This is a genomic window from Rhodococcus sp. ARC_M5 (assembly GCF_022810405.1).
In the GTDB taxonomy this organism is placed as follows: Bacteria; Actinomycetota; Actinomycetes; order Mycobacteriales; family Mycobacteriaceae; genus Rhodococcoides; species Rhodococcoides navarretei.
The window spans coordinates 66,081-86,740 of sequence record NZ_JALGQE010000015.1 but is presented as its reverse complement, the minus strand read 5'-3'; the positions used below and the strand labels follow the sequence as shown (position 1 = coordinate 86,740).

Annotated in this window: 22 protein-coding genes; 11 read left to right on the top strand and 11 right to left on the bottom strand. The window is 65.2% G+C overall.

The genetic code is table 11. The annotated features are described in order from the left end of the window. Positions 1–55: 55 nt before the first annotated feature. The 4 genes from MTX34_RS20345 to MTX34_RS20330 form a co-directional block, all read right to left on the bottom strand. Positions 56–607: a hypothetical protein gene (locus MTX34_RS20345; RefSeq protein ID WP_243610589.1), complete on the bottom strand. Its 552-nt coding sequence runs from the start codon at positions 605–607 to the stop codon at positions 56–58. 69 nt (positions 608–676) lie between these two features. Next, the gene (locus MTX34_RS20340) at positions 677–1,243 is read right to left on the bottom strand and encodes a hypothetical protein (protein ID WP_243610588.1); all 567 of its coding nucleotides are present in this window, start codon (positions 1,241–1,243) and stop codon (positions 677–679) included. Then, on the bottom strand, positions 1,240–1,863 hold the full coding sequence (locus tag MTX34_RS20335) for a hypothetical protein (protein ID WP_243610587.1): 624 nt from the start codon (positions 1,861–1,863) through the stop codon (positions 1,240–1,242). The genes MTX34_RS20340 and MTX34_RS20335 overlap by 4 nt, the downstream gene beginning before the upstream one ends. A gap of 334 nt (positions 1,864–2,197) precedes the next feature. Continuing rightward, on the bottom strand, positions 2,198–3,238 hold the full coding sequence (locus MTX34_RS20330; RefSeq protein WP_243610586.1) for a hypothetical protein: 1,041 nt from the start codon (positions 3,236–3,238) through the stop codon (positions 2,198–2,200). A 133-nt stretch (positions 3,239–3,371) separates the two neighbouring features. Between MTX34_RS20330 and MTX34_RS20325 the strand changes: the two genes are divergently transcribed. Together MTX34_RS20325 and MTX34_RS20320 are read left to right on the top strand one after the other, a co-directional pair. After that, on the top strand, positions 3,372–3,737 hold the full coding sequence (locus MTX34_RS20325; RefSeq protein WP_243610585.1) for a hypothetical protein: 366 nt from the start codon (positions 3,372–3,374) through the stop codon (positions 3,735–3,737). Positions 3,738–3,781: 44 nt separating this feature from the next. Beyond that, positions 3,782–3,952 carry a hypothetical protein gene (locus MTX34_RS20320; RefSeq protein ID WP_243610584.1) on the top strand — a complete coding sequence of 57 codons (171 nt, stop codon included), beginning with the start codon at positions 3,782–3,784 and terminating at the stop codon, positions 3,950–3,952. A gap of 369 nt (positions 3,953–4,321) precedes the next feature. Here MTX34_RS20320 and mobF read toward each other — a convergent pair whose 3' ends face one another. Next, positions 4,322–10,486: a MobF family relaxase gene (gene mobF, locus MTX34_RS20315; RefSeq protein WP_243610583.1), complete on the bottom strand. Its 6,165-nt coding sequence runs from the start codon at positions 10,484–10,486 to the stop codon at positions 4,322–4,324. Positions 10,487–10,691: 205 nt separating this feature from the next. On the opposite strand from mobF, the gene MTX34_RS20310 reads away from it, so the two are divergent. The 4 genes from MTX34_RS20310 to MTX34_RS20295 all read left to right on the top strand — a co-directional run bounded on the left by MTX34_RS20310 (position 10,692) and on the right by MTX34_RS20295 (position 12,891). After that, a complete protein-coding gene (locus MTX34_RS20310; RefSeq protein ID WP_152530335.1) occupies positions 10,692–11,072 on the top strand; it encodes a hypothetical protein in 381 nt (126 codons plus the stop codon). Continuing rightward, complete coding sequence (locus tag MTX34_RS20305; RefSeq protein WP_027494194.1) at positions 11,069–11,887, top strand: hypothetical protein; 819 nt, start codon at positions 11,069–11,071, stop codon at positions 11,885–11,887. The genes MTX34_RS20310 and MTX34_RS20305 overlap by 4 nt, the downstream gene beginning before the upstream one ends. 2 nt (positions 11,888–11,889) lie before the next feature. Continuing rightward, positions 11,890–12,444: a hypothetical protein gene (locus MTX34_RS20300; protein ID WP_202595035.1), complete on the top strand. Its 555-nt coding sequence runs from the start codon at positions 11,890–11,892 to the stop codon at positions 12,442–12,444. 114 nt (positions 12,445–12,558) lie between these two features. Then, positions 12,559–12,891, top strand: coding sequence for a hypothetical protein (locus MTX34_RS20295; RefSeq protein WP_027494195.1), 333 nt, complete (start codon positions 12,559–12,561; stop codon positions 12,889–12,891). 76 nt (positions 12,892–12,967) lie between these two features. Here the strand turns inward: MTX34_RS20295 and MTX34_RS20290 are convergent, their stop codons facing one another. Further along, positions 12,968–13,411, bottom strand: a complete 444-nt coding sequence (locus MTX34_RS20290) for a hypothetical protein (protein ID WP_027494196.1) — start codon at positions 13,409–13,411, stop codon at positions 12,968–12,970. Positions 13,412–14,082: 671 nt separating this feature from the next. Between MTX34_RS20290 and MTX34_RS20285 the strand changes: the two genes are divergently transcribed. The 3 genes from MTX34_RS20285 to MTX34_RS20275 all read left to right on the top strand — a co-directional run bounded on the left by MTX34_RS20285 (position 14,083) and on the right by MTX34_RS20275 (position 15,873). Beyond that, on the top strand, positions 14,083–14,508 hold the full coding sequence (locus MTX34_RS20285) for a hypothetical protein (protein ID WP_027494197.1): 426 nt from the start codon (positions 14,083–14,085) through the stop codon (positions 14,506–14,508). Between the two features lie 105 nt (positions 14,509–14,613). Continuing rightward, on the top strand, positions 14,614–15,555 hold the full coding sequence (locus MTX34_RS20280) for a hypothetical protein (protein ID WP_027494198.1): 942 nt from the start codon (positions 14,614–14,616) through the stop codon (positions 15,553–15,555). A 99-nt stretch (positions 15,556–15,654) separates the two neighbouring features. Next, positions 15,655–15,873: a hypothetical protein gene (locus MTX34_RS20275; RefSeq protein ID WP_152530336.1), complete on the top strand. Its 219-nt coding sequence runs from the start codon at positions 15,655–15,657 to the stop codon at positions 15,871–15,873. A 43-nt stretch (positions 15,874–15,916) separates the two neighbouring features. Here MTX34_RS20275 and MTX34_RS20270 read toward each other — a convergent pair whose 3' ends face one another. The 4 genes from MTX34_RS20270 to MTX34_RS20255 form a co-directional block, all read right to left on the bottom strand. Further along, positions 15,917–16,513, bottom strand: coding sequence for a DnaB-like helicase N-terminal domain-containing protein (locus MTX34_RS20270; RefSeq protein WP_051364833.1), 597 nt, complete (start codon positions 16,511–16,513; stop codon positions 15,917–15,919). Between the two features lie 109 nt (positions 16,514–16,622). Next, positions 16,623–16,889, bottom strand: a complete 267-nt coding sequence (locus MTX34_RS20265; RefSeq protein WP_027494201.1) for a hypothetical protein — start codon at positions 16,887–16,889, stop codon at positions 16,623–16,625. Next, a complete protein-coding gene (locus MTX34_RS20260) occupies positions 16,889–17,164 on the bottom strand; it encodes a hypothetical protein (protein WP_027494202.1) in 276 nt (91 codons plus the stop codon). The genes MTX34_RS20265 and MTX34_RS20260 overlap by 1 nt, the downstream gene beginning before the upstream one ends. A 63-nt stretch (positions 17,165–17,227) precedes the next feature. Beyond that, a complete protein-coding gene (locus MTX34_RS20255) occupies positions 17,228–17,605 on the bottom strand; it encodes a hypothetical protein (protein ID WP_051364834.1) in 378 nt (125 codons plus the stop codon). 101 nt (positions 17,606–17,706) lie between these two features. Here MTX34_RS20255 and MTX34_RS20250 point away from each other — a divergent pair, with 101 nt between their 5' ends. Further along, positions 17,707–17,949, top strand: a complete 243-nt coding sequence (locus tag MTX34_RS20250; protein ID WP_051364836.1) for an AlpA family transcriptional regulator — start codon at positions 17,707–17,709, stop codon at positions 17,947–17,949. Further along, on the top strand, positions 17,946–18,893 hold the full coding sequence (locus MTX34_RS26045; protein ID WP_027494205.1) for a DUF2971 domain-containing protein: 948 nt from the start codon (positions 17,946–17,948) through the stop codon (positions 18,891–18,893). The genes MTX34_RS20250 and MTX34_RS26045 overlap by 4 nt, the downstream gene beginning before the upstream one ends. 84 nt (positions 18,894–18,977) lie before the next feature. Here MTX34_RS26045 and MTX34_RS20240 read toward each other — a convergent pair whose 3' ends face one another. Further along, the gene (locus MTX34_RS20240) at positions 18,978–20,612 is read right to left on the bottom strand and encodes a ParB N-terminal domain-containing protein (RefSeq protein ID WP_243610582.1); all 1,635 of its coding nucleotides are present in this window, start codon (positions 20,610–20,612) and stop codon (positions 18,978–18,980) included. Positions 20,613–20,660 lie beyond the last annotated feature (48 nt).

Genomic DNA, 20,660 nt, shown 5'->3' with positions numbered 1-20,660 from the left:
AGACGGTCCGTCAAGATATCTTGACGGACCGTCTGTTCTACCCGCTTTCGGTAAGCTACCGGCGCTGCCCTTTTGATGCAGGGCTCTCGTGCAACGTTCCTTCTGGCTCGTGCGCAGTCTGGTCACCGGCCATGGCCTCGAAGCTTGGCACCTTCCATGTCTTTTTTGCGCCCGGACGAATCTCACCGCTTTCGGCGCTGATGAAAACCGCCTTGCCAGCCGGGGGTACGAACAGCGCATCACCGTCCAGATGGACCAGTGTTGTTCGGGCTGCGATCAGATCCTGAGCGGCGTGAAGTGTTTCACCATCTGGCACGCGATCCTTGCTTGCACCAACAACGCTGCAACGTCGAGTCAGCGCGCCCACGAATGCCGCGACATCGTCGACCGGTCCCGCCTGTTCACGCTCAGTGGACTCTTCCTGTAGACGCCTCTGTTGCTGGGCTTGCAATTGTTCAGGCGACTGTTTCAGGAGCCAGAGTGCGCTTGCTGGGGGTTCTTTGCCCGCACGCTTCGCGGACCGTACGGCCAGCTTCGCTGCGGCGTGTGCGCTGCGCGCGAAGCGGTCAGGCGGTAGGTCGTGAATGCGCTGTTCTAAGTTCGTCATCGTCGTCGGCTCCCTACGGTTTCCCGCGTTACACAGTTCAGTGTGCGCTTGGTGCACCAAAAATGCACGTCAGCTCGGATCGTCGGGAGCTGTGGATGCGAGGAGGTGGGCGTCGGCGTAGTACTCCCCCCATTGAGCTATGAACTGAACGAGCACCTGATCCTTGAGCTTCTCAGCCTCATCCCCCAGCAAATCGACCACCTCGAAGATGACCTCCGGGGGCAACTTCGGGTCGTCGCCTCCCTCGGTCTCGGAATTTTCAAAAATGAACCGGAACCTCTCCCAACATCTGTCCAGCGCCTCGGCTCTGATCTCCTTCTCGCGTTGAAGGTTCGCGGAGTGAGCCGCGGAGTCACTGGTGCGGCGGTACGCAATGAAAGTCACCACGGCTGCGCTGATCGCGAAGAGACCCGCCGTGACAACAGCCAAAGGTTGCGCGGTGACTTTCCAGAACTCCAACGGACCAGGAACCTCGTAGAGGCGACCCAAACAGAACGCAATCGCAAGCAGCACAAGACCGATCACCGCGACGATCGCCTCGCCCACCCTCATACGACGGACCGCATCGTCCGCCAGGATGTCAACTGAGGTGTCCCGATCCACGCCTCCGGTCGAGCCCGGACCGCCGCTGGTCATGATCCGGCATTCAGGTAGCCGATGGGTCCTCCGCTGACGACCTTGATTCTGCTGCTCATGATCTGTCGCACTCGATCTTTGTACTGGACGGGGACCGCCGGACTGAGAGGCCGGTCCACCAGGCCTGGGTAGACACGGTGCAACAGGGTGCCGCGGTAGTGAAACCGGGGCTTGTCTTCTCCGGGACGTACTTGTTCGTTTTCGACGCCTTCGATCTTGTACACGGCGACCGGGACAGTCGCGACGGTGACGACGAACAGTTCGTTGTCGATCACTCTTCTCGGGTGTGAACGCCACCAGCGAAGGCTGGTGGCATCAAGCTCCTCCGGGGAATGCTCGGTGCTGAAACCGATCCAGCGGCGGTCCTCGCCGGGGTAGGCCGGTTTCCGAGCATCTGTCCGCAGGACCGTCAGCTCGCCTGCTTCGACTACGAGGTAGCTGCGCCGTTCGAGACGTTGGACCACCTCAGCTCGGATGGACGTCTCCAAGACGCGGGCGGCGATGAGCTTGTCGACCGCCCCCATCGCAATGCCCAAGCGGGATGCGGCCTGCCCGCGCGTGAGAATGTCAGGTTCGGGCTCGTCCACACGTGTGGGAGGCGCGAATTTTGCCAGTGGCATGGTTCATTCCTTCGATAGGAGATTCTCCAGATCGGAGCCCGGCGTAGCGCCGTGACAGTCGTCCTTGGAGATGGGAACTTCACCCTACCGTGTATTGGGTTCTATACATGACTGCTTCGTGGAGCCCTATATCTTGCACCCAATCAACCCGGTGGTTCTAAGACCCTGCCCGTAGCCGTACGGCGTTCACCGCTGGAAGGACTGGGCCGCAGCACGGGGAGGGTGCCAAGGTTCTGACACCGGGGTCGGATGACCTGTCGAACCGGGCCAGCGGCAGCTCACGCTTTGGTACCCGCCCGCGCGAACGGGCACGGAGTAGCGCAGGTTTAAGTCGCTACTCGCTTTCCAAGACCATGCCCCAACAATCGGCGCACATCGATACCCCGTCGCCGCCCTCCACGGTTGGCTCGTTACAACGGGTACAACGATCGATCTCCTGGTAGCCCGCGGTCATTCCGCAGCCGAAGCAACCCCAGTGAGGGCGCACCGGACCGTCGCACGGGAAAGCGTCCATGGGATCTGCTCGTCTGTACGTCTCTTCGATGCCTTCGATCAGTGCTTTCTCAGAGCAGGCGACACATATCGAGACGGGCCACTCGCCTCCTTGCTGGACGGTCCGATGGCTTACTCCGAGAACGTTCTCGACGTATTCTTCCGCCGCAACGGTGGGGTCGGCAGGCTTCCAAAGACAGAACGCGCACTGCACCTGGTGGTCCGCGGTCAGCATCAACGTCTGTTGTTGGCAGCGCGGGCACTCTATGCAGACATCGGCGGCGTCGAGATCATCTTGGATTTTCCCCTTGCGTGCCTTGACCAGCTCGTCGATGCGGCCGACGACGTCGGTTAGCTGTTCGATAACGTCCTCTACCAGGTCGTCAGCAACCTGGTTTCCGCGAAATTCGCGGTCGAGGAACCACAGGACGAAGTGCAGGCCTTTACCGTAGGACGCCTTGACCGCGATGGGCCGCACTCCCTGAGTCAGGGTGAAGTGAACAGCTCGGTTGCGAAGCCCACCGACCTGCCGCGCCGACGCCGCGTGTCCGTCGGATTCAAGATCGAGGCCGACATCATTCTTCAGCAGGGTCAGAGCAGCATCGGGACCGACGGTGTGAGCCGTCCCGTCCAATACGGTTCGAGATAGCTGCTCCTCATCGAGACCTTTTTTGGTGCACAACAGTTTCCAGTCGTGGCGCAGGAGTCGCGCTTTGAGCAAGACTTCGATTGCGATTGCCAGATCGACAATGGCGAATGACGTCTCCTTCGTGACATCGCTGTGGGCGTCTGCATTGCTCATGCCCAGCACCGACCGTCGTAAAAATGCCATCGCGTTTTCGACGAGGCGATACTCCGCGTCGGCGACCTCCTGTGGGTTCATGGATATCCGATCATGAGAATGGGGCACAGAGAGTACAACGGCCAACGTACTGAGGCGGTCCGCAGACTTCACTGGAATTTCGTTCCGCCCTGAATATGCGATACACGCAGCGGCCACCGCTACTGTCGAAGTCATGGCATCCGCGCACGATTCCTCCCGCATTCAGGAACAGCTGCGTGGCGTGTTCGCTGTCTTCAACAGCTCGGTACGCCCTCGATACGACCAAATCCTTGCGACCATCCGCGAAGCTCACGAGCGGGGCTCGTTGCTCGAGCAGAAGCGGGCCACAGAAGAACGGCCGACCAAGCTCACATACGCAGTCATGCGCCTGGTCGCGGAGCTGGAGGCCACCGAGCGGCTACGCGCCGCCACCAGGAGTTATCACGCGCCCGGAGGACCACCCGGACGCACCGTTATCAGAACCCCGCACATCACGCGTGGCCCCAACCGTAGGTCGATCACCAGCCATCGATCGCCTACGGGACTGGCCTGCGCCTGACTTCTGACGCGCAGTCCCGTGGAAACCTATCCACGGAGACACTCGTGTTCACCTTCACTGCTGATCTGCCATTACTGATTGTCGCACTGCTGCTGTGGTTCGTCGTCGTGGTCGACCTGTTCGGCCGACCCCACCATGCCGTGCGCGCCAGGTCCGTGCTTCGGATTCTGCGCGACATGGTCCGCGCGTTCTTCGATCGCGGCGACCCGTCATGAGCTCTGTCCGACCGCCGAAAGGAACACGCGGGCGGGGCCGGCCGATGCTGTGCCCACCTGAGGTGTTGCTCCGTGTGTTGCAGCTTCGCGACCTCGGGATTTCCTTCCGGCGGATTGCTGCGATGCTCAACGCTGAGGGAACGCCGACCCCGGCCGGCCTAGGTCCGTGGAGCCACTCACACGTCTATCGGCTCACGGGCACCGCCGGGGCGATGCGTCTGCGACGCCTGATGCATCGAACCATGAATGCGCTACAGGCCAGCGCTGACTACCGAAAAACGCCAGACCGAACAGCTCATGTGGAGAAGCGCAGACAAGGCTTCGAAGCGGCCCTTGTCCACAGTCGGAACATGGCATATGGCGGTGTGATTACAGTCCGTGATCGCGGTCGATCCGGCGCTCCTCCGTCGCGGGATCGGGTTGGAACGACGGATACCGAGCCTCCGGAGCGCCCTGGGTCTGTCCAGGGCCTGGCGCATCTGCCAGCAGGCGTGCAATGTTCTGCTGTGTCTCGGGATCAGTGGACTCGACAAGGGGGACGCGCTGGTCAGTGACCCCGTCGATGGGGGTTGCCTCGACCGTTCTACCGGTCCCGAGAGATGCTCGGATGCGTTGTTCGGAAGCGTGCCGGTCGCTGGCCAGCGTCACTGCACGGAGGCGTCGACCTTGTTCGGTGATGGCAGTGTCGAAGACAGCGGCGGCGGCGAGGTCTGCGGTGCGGCGGTCCGGGTCGGCGGCACGCTCAACGATCGCGGGCCATTCGCTGGTATCGGCCTGGACACGTCCGGTGGCGTCGCGGGCGGCGCGTTGAGTGTCTCGTACCTGGCGGGCGAGGCGTTCTTCGCGTAAGCGTGCGTCGTCGACTGCGGGTTCGAGGGTTTTACGTTCGCGTCGCTTCGCGATCGACAGCTGCTCGGTGAGCGACGTGTGCTCGGTATGTGCGGCCTCGTATTGCGCTGAGATACGACGTAGTTCGCCGGCGATCTCGCGCGCTGCTGCGATCGCCGCGGTTTGCTCGTCGAGTCGGGCATACAGCTTCTCGGTGTCGGCCACCACGGTCGGTTCGGTGCGTCCGCGTCCGGCGCGGTCGACGAACGCAGTCAGCTCGGAGTCCGAGACGAACCGGATCGGGTCCTGTTCCATCTTCGCGAGCAGAGCGGCATCGGCCGGCGAGAGCACAGGCTGAGAATCGGGTGCAGGCTCGGTGGAGTCCTCTACTGCCAGCCCTGTCGGGGCCGTCTGCTCAAGCTGCTCGACTGCGTCGGCTGCTGGTGCATCGACAGCCTCAACGGAGGGCTGCGCGTGCGGCGTCAAGGTCGGAGTGTCGGTCATCGCTGCACGCACGGCTGCCTGTTCGGCCCGCCACAGCATCGCTTCGGTGCGGTCGACGTCGGCCTTGAGCTCGGCGAGCGCGGCGAGGTCGATGCTCTCGGCTGCCAGGCGTGCGGTGGTGACGTCGACGGCGGTGACTTCTCCCCCGTCCCCGGCGGTGACGCGCTCGTACTCCGCGGCGGCGGCGTGTGCACGGGCGCGGGCGGCGGTCGCAGTGTCGTCGACGAATCCGGCACGCCAGATCTCCCAGTCCAGACCGCGCTGAGCGAGGGCGCGGGCATCGTCGTCGTCCCCGGCAGCCGCGACGCCAGCGGCAACGGCGGGCCGGATGACGGTATCGATGTGATGCCAGAGCGCTTCGGCCTCGAACTCGCGGTCGGTCCACTCCTGGCGGGTGTCGAGCATGGCGATGCGGGCGGGGCGTTGCCTGTCTGCTCGCTCCTGCAGCTCGGCGAGCATCGTGCGGGCATGGAACTGTGCGGGGCTGGTGCCGTCGGAGATCCGACTACGCAGCTCCCGGTATCTGGTTTTGGCGTCATCGAGATCTGCGGTGAGCAGGCGGACTCGTTCGTCGGTGGTGACCGTCGGGTACGGCAGCTCGATCGTTTCGATCTGCGAGCGCAGTGCATCCCACACGTCGGCTTCGGCGTCGTCGGTACCGGCCTCGAACGTGGCGACCTCGATGTCGAGTGGTGGTGCGTCGGCCTCGGGGTCGAGTCCGGTGTACTCGTCGTCGTAGCCGCCGTCGTATTCCGGCGGTGGTGCTTGGTCGTAGTCGACGGGGGCGTCGAGGGAGGCGAGGGAGGCGAGGTAGTCGGCGTCTGCGTCGACCGGGATTGCGGGGGTCGAGCCGTCGACGACGGTGTCGGTCGAGGCAGCCTGGGTGGGTAGTGGTGCCGGGATGACGAACTCGTCGGGCAGCTCACCGCCGATGGTGTCGGAGACCGCGTCGTCAACGATGGGGACGGCTTCTTCGTCCTCTATCGAGAGTGGTTCGGCGGTGGGTGGGGTGTAGGTGCGGGCGAGGTGGTTCTCGCGCACCAGCATCTCGGCCCGCCACGTCAGGGCGGTGGCGAGTTCGTGGGCGGGCAGGGTGACACCGTGATCGACGGGGTCGATGCCGCCGTGCAGGAACTCGTACGCGGTGCCGAGCAACTGTCCCGGGGTCCACAGGGTCGGGTCGGCGTCGTCGATGGTCGCCACGAGCGAGGGCCACGCCGCATCGGACATCACCCGCACGGCGGCGGTGTAGCCGAGCAGTTCGGTCAGTACCGGTGCCCAGGACGGTTCGAGGACTGCGCCGTCGGTGTCGGCGTCGAGCGCGGCGACGGAGAGTTCACCGGACAGTCGCCACCACAGTGCGGCAGCGGGCAGCTCGTCGGGTAGCGGCGAGGTGGCGAGTGAGTCGCGGACGAGGGTGTGGACTTCGATTCCGGCGCGTGCGGCGGCGGAGAGTCGGTCGGCGAGGATCGGGAAGTACGGGTCGCGGGCGATGTGGGTGTCGAGTTCGTCGACGAACGGACGCCATCGGGCGACTGCATCGTTTCCGGTGTCGATCATTTCGGCGGCGCGGCGGTCGAGGCTGCGTTGCGCTTTCACCGATGCGGCGGCGAGTTGCTCGGGTCCGGTCGGACGCCGGTCTGCCGGGTCGACGTCGTGTGCGGCGCGGAACACCGCGAGATCGGTGAGCAGTTCGAGGTCGGGTTCGTCGGTGAGCAGCGGGCGCGCCCACACCGGTGCAGTCGTCGGTGTCCATGTGGCGACGTCGGCTGCGATGCGTGCGCAGTGCGCCGTCACCAGTTCCTGGCGGGCGTCGAGGTAGGCACCCCACTCGGGCAGATCGTGTACTGCTGTCGGGATGGCGGGTAGCCACGGCAGCGGCCCGGTGGCGGAGGAATGCTTGCCGCTGGGGTCCAGACGCCAGTCGAGAACTGCGGCCCGGTCGAGGGCGGTATCGAGTTCGCGCGAGCGGACAGCGCTGCGTAGCGCCTCGACGGGATCGCGTCCGTGTGCACCGAGGATCGCCAAGTGTCCGCGCAGGGTCGGCCATGCGGGCTCGTCGGTCAGACCCGGTGCTTCTTGTTCGGCGGCGACGTCGATCGAGTCCATCACCTCCGGGCCGAGGTGCACTTCGGAGCCGGTGGCCACCGAGTAGTCGTAGGCCCGCGCCGCCGGCGAGAGATTGAGGTGCGGATCGTCGGCTTCGGCGAGAGTGGAGTGCGCTGAGACCTGTGCGCCGTCGCGCCGCAGAATCTCGCGGAGGTCGTCGACCGCGGTCGGGGGAAGCATTCCGCGTTCGGTCATCGCGGTGTGCAGGTCGCCGTCCGACGCGGTCGCCAAGTACAGGTGGTTGGCTTGCTTGCCGCGGGTGAGTCCGACGTAGGCGAGCTGGCGGGTTTCGTCGCCGGTGGCCACGACATGGCAGGTGTCGGCGGTCGAGCCCTGCGCGGAGTGCACGGTTCCGGCGTAGCCGAGTTCGGTGGCGGACTGCACGTAGTCGGCGTCGAGGGTGACGCTGCGTCCGAGTTCGATATGCCGGACCCGCAGCGAGCCGTCCCGGCCGACTTTCTCGACGATCCAGCGGTCACCGTTGCGGACCCAGTCGGTCTGCGAGAGCGGGTTGCGACGGTCGTTCGAGCGGGTGCGGACGGCGTCCCCGACGCTGGCCATGAGCCCGTCGGCGAGCACAGCTTCCCGGCCGACACGCTTGCCGGTGGCGGCGAGGCGGTCGGTGCGGGCGCGGGTGTTGAGTTCGGCGACGAGCTCGCGGGTCGGGGCGAGCATGAGCGCGTCCTTGCCGGCCGCATGATCGGCCGCCCACGCGGTATAGGCGTCGTCGGTGACCGTCGCAATCGACCCGACATGGACCCGTCCGTGGTCGATGTAGAACCCGATCGCGGCCTCGTCGCCGTCACGCAACGCCAGCGATGCGGCACCTTCGGCCGGGTCTCGGAACCGGACGACCTGCGAGAGCGACAACGCACCGATGCGGTCGTGGATATCGCGCAGCACACCACCGGAGGCGACGGAGGCAAGCTGTTGATCATCACCGATCAACCGCACCGTTGCACCGCGCTCGACGAGTGCAGTGATTGCTTCGTCGAGATCGAGGGTGCCGGTCATGCCCGCCTCGTCGACGATGACGAGAGTGTCCTCGCCGATGTCGGTGTACCACTGCGGAACTTTCACCGACCGGCCCTCGCGCAAGCGTTGGGTGATGTCGACGAACTTCGCCAACGTGTCGGTAGTCGTCAAGATATCTTGACGCAGGACTGCGGCGGCGGCAGCGGTCGGCGCGAACCCGACGACGCGGCCGGCGGCGTTCTGCCACGCAGTCGTCAGTGCTTTCATCGACGCGGTCTTGCCGGTGCCTGCGGGTGCGAGCGCGAGTTGCACTTTCGCTCCCGAGGTCGCCATTGCACGTACCAGCGACCGCTGGCCGGCGTTGAGGTCGAGACCGTTTGCTGCGGATTCGAGCAACGCAATCTCGACGTGCTTGTCGTCGATCGCAATACCGTCGGTGCGTCCGGCGAGGGCGACGATGCGCGCTTCGGCGTCGAGTACTGCTGCGGTGGTGAGCAACTGCGATTCGTGGCGGGTGTGCACATCGGCACCGTCGCGTCGGCGCATCACATCCGGGGCGATATCGGCAGCGGGGTCGGTGTCGGCGGCACCGGAGAGGTCGATCGACAACTCGTCCCCGCACGCGAGGTCGGTGACCGCGTCGACGAGTGCGTCGATGCGCTCGGCCGGTGGGTCGAAGGTGCGTACTTGCCGCACGACTTCGGCGCGAATGTTGTGGCGCAGGAACCGTGATCGTTTCCGCGAGACGATGTCGAGTGAGCGTTCTGCGGTCTCGCGCACCCAGGCGTGATCGAAGTCCGTTGTCGCTTCGGCGGCGGTGTGCGCGGTGATCGACGAGACCAGTTCCGACAGCGCCTTCTGTGAGCCGAGGATCTCGATCGCTTCGGCTCGCCAGCCGCTGCGTTGGTCGGCGTGCGAGACCGGTTCGTGTTTGGCGGCACGGGTTTCCAACGTCGCTTGCTGGGCGAGGGAGATCGCTTCGATGGCGGTCGGTTCACGTCCGTGATCGGCCTGGAAGGCGCGCGCGAGTTCGGCGGTGCGGAGTTTGATCGCGGCGCTGCGCGAGGACCACCGCTCGGCGAGACGAGTGTCCATACCGTCGATCTCGCGGACCGGACGTTTGCTGCGATCGGTCGACGCTCGCTCGGTGAACCGGACGCCGATGCGTTCACGCAACTGCGCTTCGAGGACGGTGTTGTAGACCTCGGAGGCGGGAACGTTGTTGCGGTACAACGCGGCCCCGTCGAGTGCGAGCCACTTGGTGGTGCCGTCGGGCATCGTGGCGGCGACCTTGTTGCTGATCGCGACGTGGGTGTGCAGGTTCGGATCCCCGGCGCGTGAATCGCGGTGGGTGAACTGTGCGGCGATCAACCCGTTGCCGTCGACTTGCGCCACTCCCCCGGTCCCGACGCGGGTGAAGCACGCGTGCTTCTCGAGGTACGTCACCGCGGCGGCGATCGCGGACTCGTGCGCGGCTTCGATCTGTTGCGAGACTTCGCGCGGGGCGACCGCCCACAATGCCGACACCGATTTCACCGGTGTGAACGTCAAGTCGAAACCGGCTACAGCGCTGGTTTTCTGCCGGCCGACCTTCGCTACCCACCCGGACAGTTCCCGTTCGTCGGCCGGAGCGCGTCCGTACTCCTTTGCGAACATCTTCGATCCGACATCGGTGCGGATCCGCGCGCGGTCGGCGTCGTCGATCGCCGCGTTCCACTTCTGCCCGCGTGCGAGATTGTGCGCCACGAACGCCTCCGCGCACGCCACCCGATACGCGGTCGCTCCGGAGTCGATCTTGAACGCCCGGCCCAGTTTCGCCGACCGGGCGGCGTCGGCCTGGGACGCGCCGTGGGCGAGTGCCAGCTCGAACATCAGGTCCGCGTTCGGGTGCAGTCCTTCACCGAACAGGGCCTTCATCTGCGCTTCGGACACCTGTTGGCCGGCCGCGACCGACCCCAGACCAGCGAGGCCGGCCCCGGCCCAGCGGCCGGGTGACTCGCCTTTTTCGGAGTAGTAATCGGCCAGTGAGGAGGCCCCACGCTCGGTGGAATCGGCAGCCGCAACCTGCCGGGTCAGGTACTCGTACCCGTCCCCAGCGGTCAGCTTGTGCAGACCCATCACAAACGCGGACTGTACCAGTGAAAACGCGTGTAGCTCCATAGTGCATGAGGTGTGTGGGTTGGTTCTGGCTTTGGATCGGTAAACGGTGACGGGCGGGATTGGGCCGGTGAACTGGGGTTTCGGTGGTGATGGATCGGTGATGTGGCAGGAGGTTGTGTCAGGATCTGTGAAATTGACGGGGTCTGGGGCTATGGTTGGCCGCATGGCGTCGACACAGGCTCGGATGACTGCGCGTGCTCGGGCGCGTGCGGCGCAGCAGAAGGTGCTCGCGGATCGTCAGCGCCGGGACGCGGCGAACATGGCGTCGTTGACGGCGTTCTTCACCGCCGCCGAGCAGATCGACGCCGCGAAACTCGCAATGGCCCGGGCGCTCGATGACATCCGCACCCGTGAAGGAACACTCGCCGCCGCCGCGACGCTCACGCAGATCACGACTGGGGAAGCACGCAAACTTCTGGCCCTGCTCACCGACACCGCCGACACCGATCCCTCGGACGACTCGGACGACTCCGACACCGGCACCGGCTCGTCGCCGGACACCGTCGCGGCACCGGCCGACGACACGAACGGAGAACACAGATGAGCGTCTACACCGGCGAACTGGTGGCGGCACTGACCGACGCGGGCTACCCCGCTCCCCACACACCGGACACGGATCCGAACGTGCTCGCCTGGAGCAGCGACGGCACCGTTCCGCATATCCACGTCGACGACACCGGCCGGGTACGCGTGCACACCGCGGCACGCCTCGACGCCGAGTTCACGCTCGGCCCGCAGCGTCAGTCCGCCGCCGACTGGGTCGCACTGCTGCACCCGCACCTCACATCACCTGTCGCCGCCGCTACGGGCATTGCGATCGCCGAACCCGCGTCGGTCGTGCAGCGCCACGCGGCGCTGGTGTGGCTCGAGCCTGATTTCGACAGTCACGGGACGTACGCGGTCTACACCGACAACGCACGCATCCGCGTGTCGGACAAGATCGGCGTCGAGACCGCAACCGACTTGTTCGGCACCGCTCTCGGACACCAACTCGGCGTCACACCGTCGGTGCTGTCTCTGTTGCAATCGGCACACCTGGGCACGGTGATGATCAACACCGACCTCGCCTACGCGTCGGCGGTGCAGGGGTCCGGAATGTGGCTGCCCGCGATCTCGTTCCGCGACACCCGAGGGTTCATGGAGCGAGCCACCATCCGATTCGGTGGACGCGAGAAACCCGCGCCACTGTCCGTTCCCGACGCGAGTTTTCGTGACTACCAGGCCCCGACGATCGAACTCGCGGCCGGAGGATCGAATACGACATCGACCTTTGCCGACGCGTCCACCGTTGCGTTCGTTGTGCTGCGGAACGCGCGGCGTCGACACCTCGCCGACGGTCACCAATTATCGGGACGCTGACCGTGACCGCGACGACGCAACTGGCACTGTTCGGCGGGGACACCGTCGTCGAACCGGAGATGTCGGTTCGTCGGTCGTGGCGTCCGTTGCAGGGACCGTTGACCGCCAAGACCGTGGCACGGTTCTGGACGAAAGTGGTCATCACTCCGACGTGCTGGCTGTGGCGATCGGCCGTCAGCTTTCCGGACGGTTACGGGCGCTTCACCTTCACCGACGGCGACACACCGCGAACGTTGTCTGCGCACCGGTTCGCGCTGTTGCTCGCGCACGGCGACCTCGGGGACGGGATCGTCGGCGAACACGACTGCGACGAAACCCTGTGTGTGCGAGTCGATGACGGTCACCTCAAGCGCGGCACCCAATCGGCGAACCTTGCACACGCCGTTGCAACCGGACGCCACATCGGACCGACGCCCGCAGGCGGAGATCCGCGAGGACGATACGGGCGCGCCGTTGCGATCCGCGACGCACTCCGCGACGGCTACGACGCGGACCGACTCCGCGCCGCACTCGCCGGATACAGCTTCGACGCGCAAGCACCACCGACCTTGTTCTGATCGACTGCGCATCACCGACTGTGTCGGTGCCGTGCAGTAGACAGACCTTCATCAGGCCCAGGGCCGCACACCGATTCGGGTGTCCGCAGTCCTCACACGAAAGGACTTATTGCGATGACGCTCTCCTCGCTCTTCACCGACGACGTCGGCCCGCTCCCTTTGCTCGCTGTCGCCGGTGCCGGCTTCCTGATCTGGTATGTGCCGTACCTCGGCGAGACCGACCCCGGATGGAAGGGCTTCATCGCCAACATCCTGCGCATCGTGTTCGGTATCGCGTTCCTCATCGGTATCGCCGTTGTGTTCTCGGTGTTCATGGCAGCGATGATCGGGCTCATCGCTGTCCTGGTCTTCATGCTTCCCCTGTTCGCGCTCGGCGGTGCCAGCGGTGTCGCCGACCGCCCCCGTCGCGGGTACCACCGCGACCCATACGGCAACGATTACTACTGACCGCACGCCGCGTCGGCCCGAGCCGCTGCAGGTGCCTCAAACTTCCGCGCTACGCGAACTCCCCACGTCCAGGCCGTCACTCAGAGATGGTGACCTCGACCGAGGTCGAATCGGAGGGCGCAAATCCCGAGATGAAGGGCGCTTCCTTCAAGGTGCCGCCAACGGGAATCGCGCTCTGCGTATACGCCCAGGTGCCGCCAACGATCGCGCCACTGTCGTCCCGGAAGACCATGTCAATCCTGGCGGGTGAATCGACAGGTTCCAAGCTATTCGACTGGGCTGTCAAGACGATGCGAGGTGAGTACCCGGAGCCACTGATCGTCGCTTCGCCGGTGACCACGACGGGTTGTTGAGAGCGATTGAGGCTCTGCCCTGGATCGGTCGTGATCTGGAGATCAGCAATGTCGGCTGAATTTATGAGGGTTCCTCCGATGTAGGAATCAGCGCCGGCGGCAACGTAACTTCCGAGCTCGCTCTGCTTGGTCTCGAGGGGAACACCATCCGCGTCGAGCGCCGTCACAGTAACGGACGGGAACGAGGCTGCTGGGCCGGTATTACGGACACGGACGCCGTAGGAAACTTGGGTGCCGCTCTCGTTCAGTGACCACCCGCTCTCGACGACCTCCGCGGCGATGGGCTCGCTGCGATCTGAAGTCCGGGGAACTGAGTAAGGGGTCGTAGTCGTCGTCGCGGATTGCCGGTTGGGCTTCGTGGCAGCAGACTCAGTCGTCACCGAGCTGGACGCACTGGTAGGCGACGCACTGTCCGCTGCGTCACCTGACGAGCATCCCGCCAAAGCCACAAGCGCGGCGCAGAACAACACGGCTGACGTAGCGATTCGAGAATGCGGCGATGACATAGCGTCTCCTAGCGTCTGATGCGCTTCGGGCGAGCGCCATCGACACTTTTTCTTTGTAAAAGCATCGAGCGTTACATGGCTTGGTTTGCTGCTTGTCCCGCGCCAGTAGAAGCGTTCGATCAATCGACGAGTGTGTTCGGCTGGGCGGCCAGCGGACAGCCGAATGATCTACACTTTGCAGTGTTCGAGCGTCGATGAGGGTCACGTTCGAGCGCGCCCCACCCGTACCGATCCACCCCGCACTACGCCTTCACTGCGCTGCGGGCTGGAGCGATCGGTGCCTGTCCGGTGGGGAGTATCCGCGCACCGAATCTGGAAGGCCCTCACATCTGATGTCCATCACCTCTTCTGTCTCTCCTGCTGTCGACAAAGACACCGCACTGGCCCACGCCCGCGCCGCGATCGAGAACCGCACCAAATACATCGAGTCGCTCTTCGACGCCGCCCAAGCCGCCGCCGATGCACGCGAGAAGGTCGCCGAAGCGACCCGCGCGGCCGAACGTGCGAACGCCGAACACGCCGCCGCCTACAAAGAAGCGATCGAGGCCGGCTGGACAGCCGCCGAACTCACCGCCCTGCCGCTGCCCGCACCGGCACCGGTCGGCAAAAAGTCCTCCAAGACTTCCAGGCGCGCGTCCGGTCGCAGTACGCCGCGTCGCCGCATCGGTGCCGAACACTCCCCCGTCGAGCACTCGCAGTCCGTCAGCGCACCAGCCGATACGCAGTCCTCGCCGCCGCCGTCACCGCCTGTGTCCTGACCGACGTTTCACCGCGGCCCGGCCACGCTCGCGCCTTCCCTGCTCTTCCCTCCGGCATCCGCCCGCGCGGCGGTGCACACCCACACCACTCGAAGGACCATCGACATGCCTCAGCCCGAATTCAACGTCGAAGTAGCCAACATCGATCAGTACGGCGACCCCGGTTTCGTGCTCGCTCGCGGATCGTTCTACACCTCCCGCTCCGCTGGACAGTTCGCGCTCACCCAAGCAGCGGCAGTGGCGGACACCTACGAGCTCGACACCGTCTCGGTCGTCATCGATTCGGTCGCCGACGGAACCTCACGCCGTGATGTCGAGTTCATCGGCAGCCCCGGCGAGCTCGCGGCCGACCTGACCGCACTCCCGGCCTACAAGAACGGTGTCCTGCGCACCGTGATCCCTGCACCCCGCAACGTCACCGCAGCAGTAGCCGCCGTCGTCGAATCGTCACCTCCGCTTCCCGATTCGGCGGTCGAGGGTCCCGACGCTGTCGCGGTTCTCGACGTGCAGGTGTACTCCACGCGCCCGGGCCCGATCCCCAACTCACGCACCGACGTCGGCGCATACGTCCCCGACGACGCACACCGTGTGGCCGAGCAGCTCGCCGCCGATCTCGGCGGCACCATCGAACCGATGCGCAACGACACCGTGCTGCGGGTCACCCACGACGCGGACGTCTCGGACACCGACCGCATGGCCGTCGACCGCCTAACACAGCTGCAGAACCTGCGGGCGAACATCTCTGTACTCGACCCGGTCGCCGACGCCGAACACATCACAGCACTCGCCGCCGACCTCGAGGAGCTGCAAGCACGCACGAGGCCGGCCGCACAGGCCGATACCTCTGCGACTGCGCCGATCTCCGCGACAGCCCCGTCCGGCTCGGTCGATGTCGAGCGTGCGTCGACGCGTCCGCGCGGGTTGGTCACTCCCCCGCCTACCCGCTCGACCGGATCGGCGCGAGCTGCCTCGTCCACGCTGCGCACACCACCGCCCGCGGCGCATACCGCAGCGACATCGCGCGTGGTCGATCATGGACTCGGCTGAGCACCGGGCATGGGTCATGGGCGGCACAGGCTGCGAACCGAACCACAGATCGAGAGCAAGCCTGCTCATCGGCTGCACGGCGGGGACATCGGCTGCCAGGTGACGTTCGTTCCACTGCGGTGGAGCGGCAGTGAGATGACCGGCGAGCTGCGACAGATACACATCTCGGCGGACCGGATTCACATCGCGGTGCTGCAAACCGATCAACAGAAGGGGGCGTACCCGGCGTTCGAGAGCAGCGGCATATTCAACCCTCTTCGGGCAGGCGGTGCGGCGTTGTTGCTCGGTGGCGCTCACCGACACGTCAAGATGTGTTGACGATTGGTCTACCGGCAACCTTGCGCCGATACGCTGGGGGTGGTCATCGTGCACCGCGAAATGCGTTGAGCCGGTTCCACAGTGCTCGTTGAGTGCGACCGTGCTCGACCATGTGGTCGAACAAGTATTCCTCGGGTAGCTCGTCGGCTGCCTGGGCGATGGATTCGCCGACGGCACGATAGCTGCGCCGGTATGCCTGGGCGAGCACCATGTCGGCGTAGTGGGCCGCAGCGGCGGCGTGTCCCCCGGCGGTGGCCGCGCCGGTGAGGCGATGGCGGAGCGAGTCCCCTACGTGCCCGCCGGATCCGGCTCGGGCCAGTGCGTGGGTGACGCTGGCCGGGTCGTGCTGTTCGCCGGCCGCGACGAGTGCGGCGATGACCTCGTACAGTCGCGCATAGGCGGCGGTGTCGAAGTCGGCGGCCGTGACAGCGGCGACGATGCGTTGGGTCTCGGCGGTCGGACCACCAGGATGGTTGCTCCACATCAATGCCGACAGCAGCAGGGCCTCGGGGTCGGTCGAGGGTTGGTGGGCTGCGCTCCAGTCGTCGACGGCGGCGTCGTCGTCCACGGACGCCAGTGCCCGTGCGGGGATGCGCGTGGGCTCGTCGGCGGGTGGGGGAACTGCGCTCAGGGGCGTCATCGAATGGGCTCGTTTCGCGGGCCGGGTTCGAGCAGGGACAGAGGTGATTCGAGTCATGCGGAGATCGGAATCGATCGCTTTTCGAGTTAATTATCTCGATAGCTCAATTCTATATCAATACACGCGAGTTCGCGATAGATAAATGTAGCCGATATTCTCTTAATACATTGCGCCACTGGCAGTTTGCGGCGGTTGAGCCGTGCCGTCCCCAGGTGGTCGCCCAGGTCTCGAATTCGGCGATGCGAGCTGCCACCCCTCGGGTGGGGCTGGCGAACAGGATCGGGATGCCGTATCGCTGGACGTGCAGCTCCTGTTCATCGGCTTCGGCGGCGGCGAGCACCTCGAAGATGTCGATCTGGCCTGCGGTCTCGGTCATCACCGCACGCCCAGCTCGGGACGGGTGAGGGACTGCACGGCGAGCGAGAGTCGCACGTCGCTGGCGTCGAGAACGACCGGGTAGGTGCGGCTGTACCAGGCACCGGGTGCGTCGAGGATGGCGGTGACCTCGACGCGGCCTGCGGGCGCGGTGCGGTAGCCGAGAATGTCGACGATCGTTCCGTCGAACTGGTTATCGAGCGAAATCAGTTTCATTCCAACTCCTTTGAGGCGGCGACGCGCGGTCGTGGTGGGCGCGGTGAGGGTGGCGGTCATGGGTGCTCCCCAGGTCGGGCGGAGAAAAGATGAAGGAGAGAGGCGCGGGCTCTGCGCAGCTACTCAGACCGGCAGGGCCTGGCAGTCGGCGCATTCCCAGCGCCCGTCGGTAGCGGTGCAGGTTCGCCGCTCGTCGCAGAGCCAGCAGATCTGGTTGCGCTTGCGGGTCGAAACCTGCTGCGCGGCAGCCACGGTGGCAGCCTGCGCGCGGTACTGGTCGCGGGTGCTCGCGTCACGGGCAGCGAGTTCGGCGCGGACCCGCTCCGGATCGTGGGCCGGTCCGTCGGTTCGCACGTTCAGCATGTCCCCGAACGCCACGAGGCAGGACTGGCACACGTCCCCCGGCACGGCGACCGGGGTAGCGCAACCGGGCAACGCGCAGTCATCGAACAGCGTTGACTGCCAATCGGATTGGCGCAGTTCGATGGGCGTCGAGGTCATACCCAAACCCTACAGCGTTGCGCTGTAAGGTTGCAAGAGGTTCGGCGAAGTTTTTACAGCGGATCGCTGTAAGGTGCAGGCATGTCGAGTACCGCACCACTATGCGCATCCAGGGGACAGTGATGGATGCCGACGAACTGTCACTCGCCGAGGTCCTGACGTTGATCGAACGCCGGACCGGTAAAGCAATCACGTCGTCGACGTGGCGATCCTACGTCGCACGAGGGCAGGCCCCGAAGCCGATACGTCGGATCTCCAATGCCCCGCTGTACTCGCAGAAGGCAATCGAGCAATGGATCGCCGACCGGCCCGGCAGCGGCGCACGAACAGACCTACGCGGGTGACGTCACCGGAGAAGGACGTTGATGCAGCCTCGGCAGCAACGCCGCCGGAACAGTCGATGTCGCTACCCGACCAACTGTGGCACTACACCGACGCCGCCGGAATGCTGGGAATCCTCACCAACGTCGGAGAGAAGCCAGATCCGAACGTCGTGGGGTCCGGCTCGTACAAGCCGGTCCTGCGGGCGACAGCCGCACAGTTCCTCAACGACCGCCGTGAACTGACCCACGGCCTCGATCTCATCCTGGACTACCTCCGCGAATGGGGCGGCCGCGGACTCTTCCAAAGCAATCCAGTAGCAGAGACATTTATCAGCATGGTCTGCGACGCAATCCAGTCGATCATCGATCGCGAGTATCCGGACTACCTCCACTGTTGCACTGTCTCGTTCTCGGAAGATCCCGACATGTTGAGCCAGTGGCGCGGATATGGCCAGGGCACAGGAGGATTCGCGATCGGCTTCGACCCCGCGAAATTTCCCCCATTGGACGGCTCCAATGTCCATCGGGCTGGACTTGGATTGCACCGAGTGGAATATCTCTCCGATGCCCTCGAGCAGCCGCTGATCGACGCCACCTACTCGTTCATCGCCGAATTGATGGATCCGGCTTTGACCAAGGTGCCTACATCGGGCAACGTCCATGCTGCCGTTCAGGCACTGGCGTTCGTTGCGGCGAGCGTCAAACACAAGGGGTTTCGTGAGGAACGAGAATGGCGGTTCGTTCAGCCTGGATTCTTCGACGAGCCCGAGTTTCGTCCCGGCGCGACAGGCCTGGTGCCGTACCGAGAAGTGACAGGATTGACTCAGGACGCCGTCATTGGCCTGTACGTCGGACCAGGTCCGTACCAATACGAGAACTACCTGGCCGCCAAGTCGATGCTAGGCCGCTACGGCTACGACGAAGCAGCGCGAAACGTTCACTGTTCGGAAACGCCGTTCCGCTGACACACCAACTATTCGTCAACATATCTTGACGAACGCGAGGAGCCCCGGCCATCGGGTGATGGTCGGGGCCCATGGGGGTTTCGGTCAAGCGTCGTCGTCAACGGCGGCGTAGGCGTCGTCGACGGTGATGTTGCCGATTGCGGCCTGCTCGACAGGGGTCAAGGTGTGCCCGCTGTCGGCGAGGAAGGTCAGGTAGCTGTCGATGCCGACCATGCCTCGGTAGTGCTTGGCGGAGAACCGCCAGTAGTCCTTGGCGTCCTGGGGCCCGGTGAGTCGGGCCTCGAACGCGGTGAGCACACGGGCGAGGAGCAGCACCTCTGCACGCGCAACGGTGGCACTGTCGGCTTTCTGCGGTACCTCGCGTAGCGGGGAGCCCATGATGTCGGCATAGCGCTCCCCACATTTGGATTCGGTGAACACATCACCGTGGGTGGCCAGCACCCTCACCATCCACTTGGTGGCGTTCTTCGGGACGTCCTTGCGTGAAAGCAGGCCGGTGAGGAACGTACGACGGGCTTCGGTCGCGGTCGCTCCGGCACGGTTGAGTACCTTGACCTTTCGACGCTCGGCCCGCTCTTTCTCGAGGCGTTCGGCTTCGGCGCGCGCTGCCTTGCGTTGGGCCGGGGTCAGCCCGTCCTGAGCATCGTCCTCGGATGAGCCGTTGGCGGCGATTCGCTCGGGTGCGAGTTCGAGGCCAGCCGCAGCGCGGTTGTCGTGATGGAGGAAGAACTCGTAGCTCCAGCCGGGCACTTTCTCGACAGTGTTGGCGTGCCGCCGCTCGCCGTTGGGTTCGGCGTCGTCGTCGTCCTCGGTGTCGAAGTCGATGTCGTCTTCGGTGACCTCGACACGGGTTGCCTTGTCGACCCAGATGGCACCGGTCGCGTGGACGTGGATATGCCACAGGTGCGGTGCCTGCTCGGGTGCGTCGGCCGGGACCGCGCCGCCGTCGGCGGTACGTAGGTCTACGGGGGAGAACCACTCCCCCTCGCTGGTGGACGGTTCGTCGTGGAGCAGGGTGAATCCGCGTGCGATGTGGTCGGCGGCGGCAACTCGCGTGGCTGCTCGTTCGTCGACTCGACGCTTGATGGTAGCGAGACGGTTCTCGATGCCGTAGCCGAACTCGAAGACTCTCTCCACAGCGTCGGTGACCCACGGCTCGATCTCGGTTGCGTCTTCGAGATCTGCCAGAATCGCGGCCCCTTCGAGGGTGAGCTGACGGTCGTCGAGCTGCTGGCGGGCGCGCTCGGATCGTCCTGCGCGACCGGCCTGCTCGACGTACGACTTGGGGACGTGCAGCGCTGTCGCGACCTTCTGCACGTTCAGTCCCAGGTCGAGCAGCTCGGCGACGCCTGCGGCGTGTTGGCCCTTGGTGAGGGCTTCGCGCTGGTCGTTGAGGTTGATCTGCTCGGTGATGCGCTCGATGCCTGCTGCCCGCTCGTCGGCGGTCTGATCACGAACCATCACCGGGATGGAGGTGAGGCCGGCTTCTCGGGCGGCGAGGACGCGGCGTTGCCCGTCGTGAACGGCGAGGGTCCCGTCTGCGCGGCGCACTGCAAGCACGGCCTGGCGGACGCCGAGTTCGGTGATGGAGGCGATGAACTCGGGTGCCGCGGTGATGTCGACGCCGGTGCGGACGTTGGCGGTGATGTCGAGCTCGTTCGGATCGGCGTCGACGAGGGTGTAGCCGGTGGAGGCCGGTGCGGGCATGGTGATGGTCATTGGTTTCTCTCTCCCCTGGTGTGATGTGATGCGGTGGGCACCGGGCAG

Excerpts from the sequence above, each read along its gene's own strand:
- MTX34_RS20280 (WP_027494198.1), top strand. The coding sequence starts at position 14,614 with ATGCCTCAGCCCGAATTCAACGTCGAAGTAGCCAACATCGATCAGTAC.
- MTX34_RS20240 (WP_243610582.1), bottom strand. The coding sequence starts at position 20,612 with ATGACCATCACCATGCCCGCACCGGCCTCCACCGGCTACACCCTCGTC.
- MTX34_RS20250 (WP_051364836.1), top strand. The coding sequence starts at position 17,707 with ATGCGCATCCAGGGGACAGTGATGGATGCCGACGAACTGTCACTCGCC.
- MTX34_RS20325 (WP_243610585.1), top strand. The coding sequence starts at position 3,372 with ATGGCATCCGCGCACGATTCCTCCCGCATTCAGGAACAGCTGCGTGGC.
- mobF (WP_243610583.1), bottom strand. The coding sequence starts at position 10,486 with ATGGGTCTGCACAAGCTGACCGCTGGGGACGGGTACGAGTACCTGACC.
- MTX34_RS20260 (WP_027494202.1), bottom strand. The coding sequence starts at position 17,164 with ATGACCGCCACCCTCACCGCGCCCACCACGACCGCGCGTCGCCGCCTC.
- MTX34_RS20270 (WP_051364833.1), bottom strand. The coding sequence starts at position 16,513 with ATGACGCCCCTGAGCGCAGTTCCCCCACCCGCCGACGAGCCCACGCGC.
- MTX34_RS20330 (WP_243610586.1), bottom strand. The coding sequence starts at position 3,238 with ATGAACCCACAGGAGGTCGCCGACGCGGAGTATCGCCTCGTCGAAAAC.
- MTX34_RS20335 (WP_243610587.1), bottom strand. The coding sequence starts at position 1,863 with ATGCCACTGGCAAAATTCGCGCCTCCCACACGTGTGGACGAGCCCGAA.
- MTX34_RS20255 (WP_051364834.1), bottom strand. The coding sequence starts at position 17,605 with ATGACCTCGACGCCCATCGAACTGCGCCAATCCGATTGGCAGTCAACG.
- MTX34_RS20345 (WP_243610589.1), bottom strand. The coding sequence starts at position 607 with ATGACGAACTTAGAACAGCGCATTCACGACCTACCGCCTGACCGCTTC.
- MTX34_RS20340 (WP_243610588.1), bottom strand. The coding sequence starts at position 1,243 with ATGACCAGCGGCGGTCCGGGCTCGACCGGAGGCGTGGATCGGGACACC.
- MTX34_RS20285 (WP_027494197.1), top strand. The coding sequence starts at position 14,083 with ATGTCCATCACCTCTTCTGTCTCTCCTGCTGTCGACAAAGACACCGCA.
- MTX34_RS20295 (WP_027494195.1), top strand. The coding sequence starts at position 12,559 with ATGACGCTCTCCTCGCTCTTCACCGACGACGTCGGCCCGCTCCCTTTG.
- MTX34_RS20305 (WP_027494194.1), top strand. The coding sequence starts at position 11,069 with ATGAGCGTCTACACCGGCGAACTGGTGGCGGCACTGACCGACGCGGGC.
- MTX34_RS20310 (WP_152530335.1), top strand. The coding sequence starts at position 10,692 with ATGGCGTCGACACAGGCTCGGATGACTGCGCGTGCTCGGGCGCGTGCG.
- MTX34_RS20265 (WP_027494201.1), bottom strand. The coding sequence starts at position 16,889 with ATGACCGAGACCGCAGGCCAGATCGACATCTTCGAGGTGCTCGCCGCC.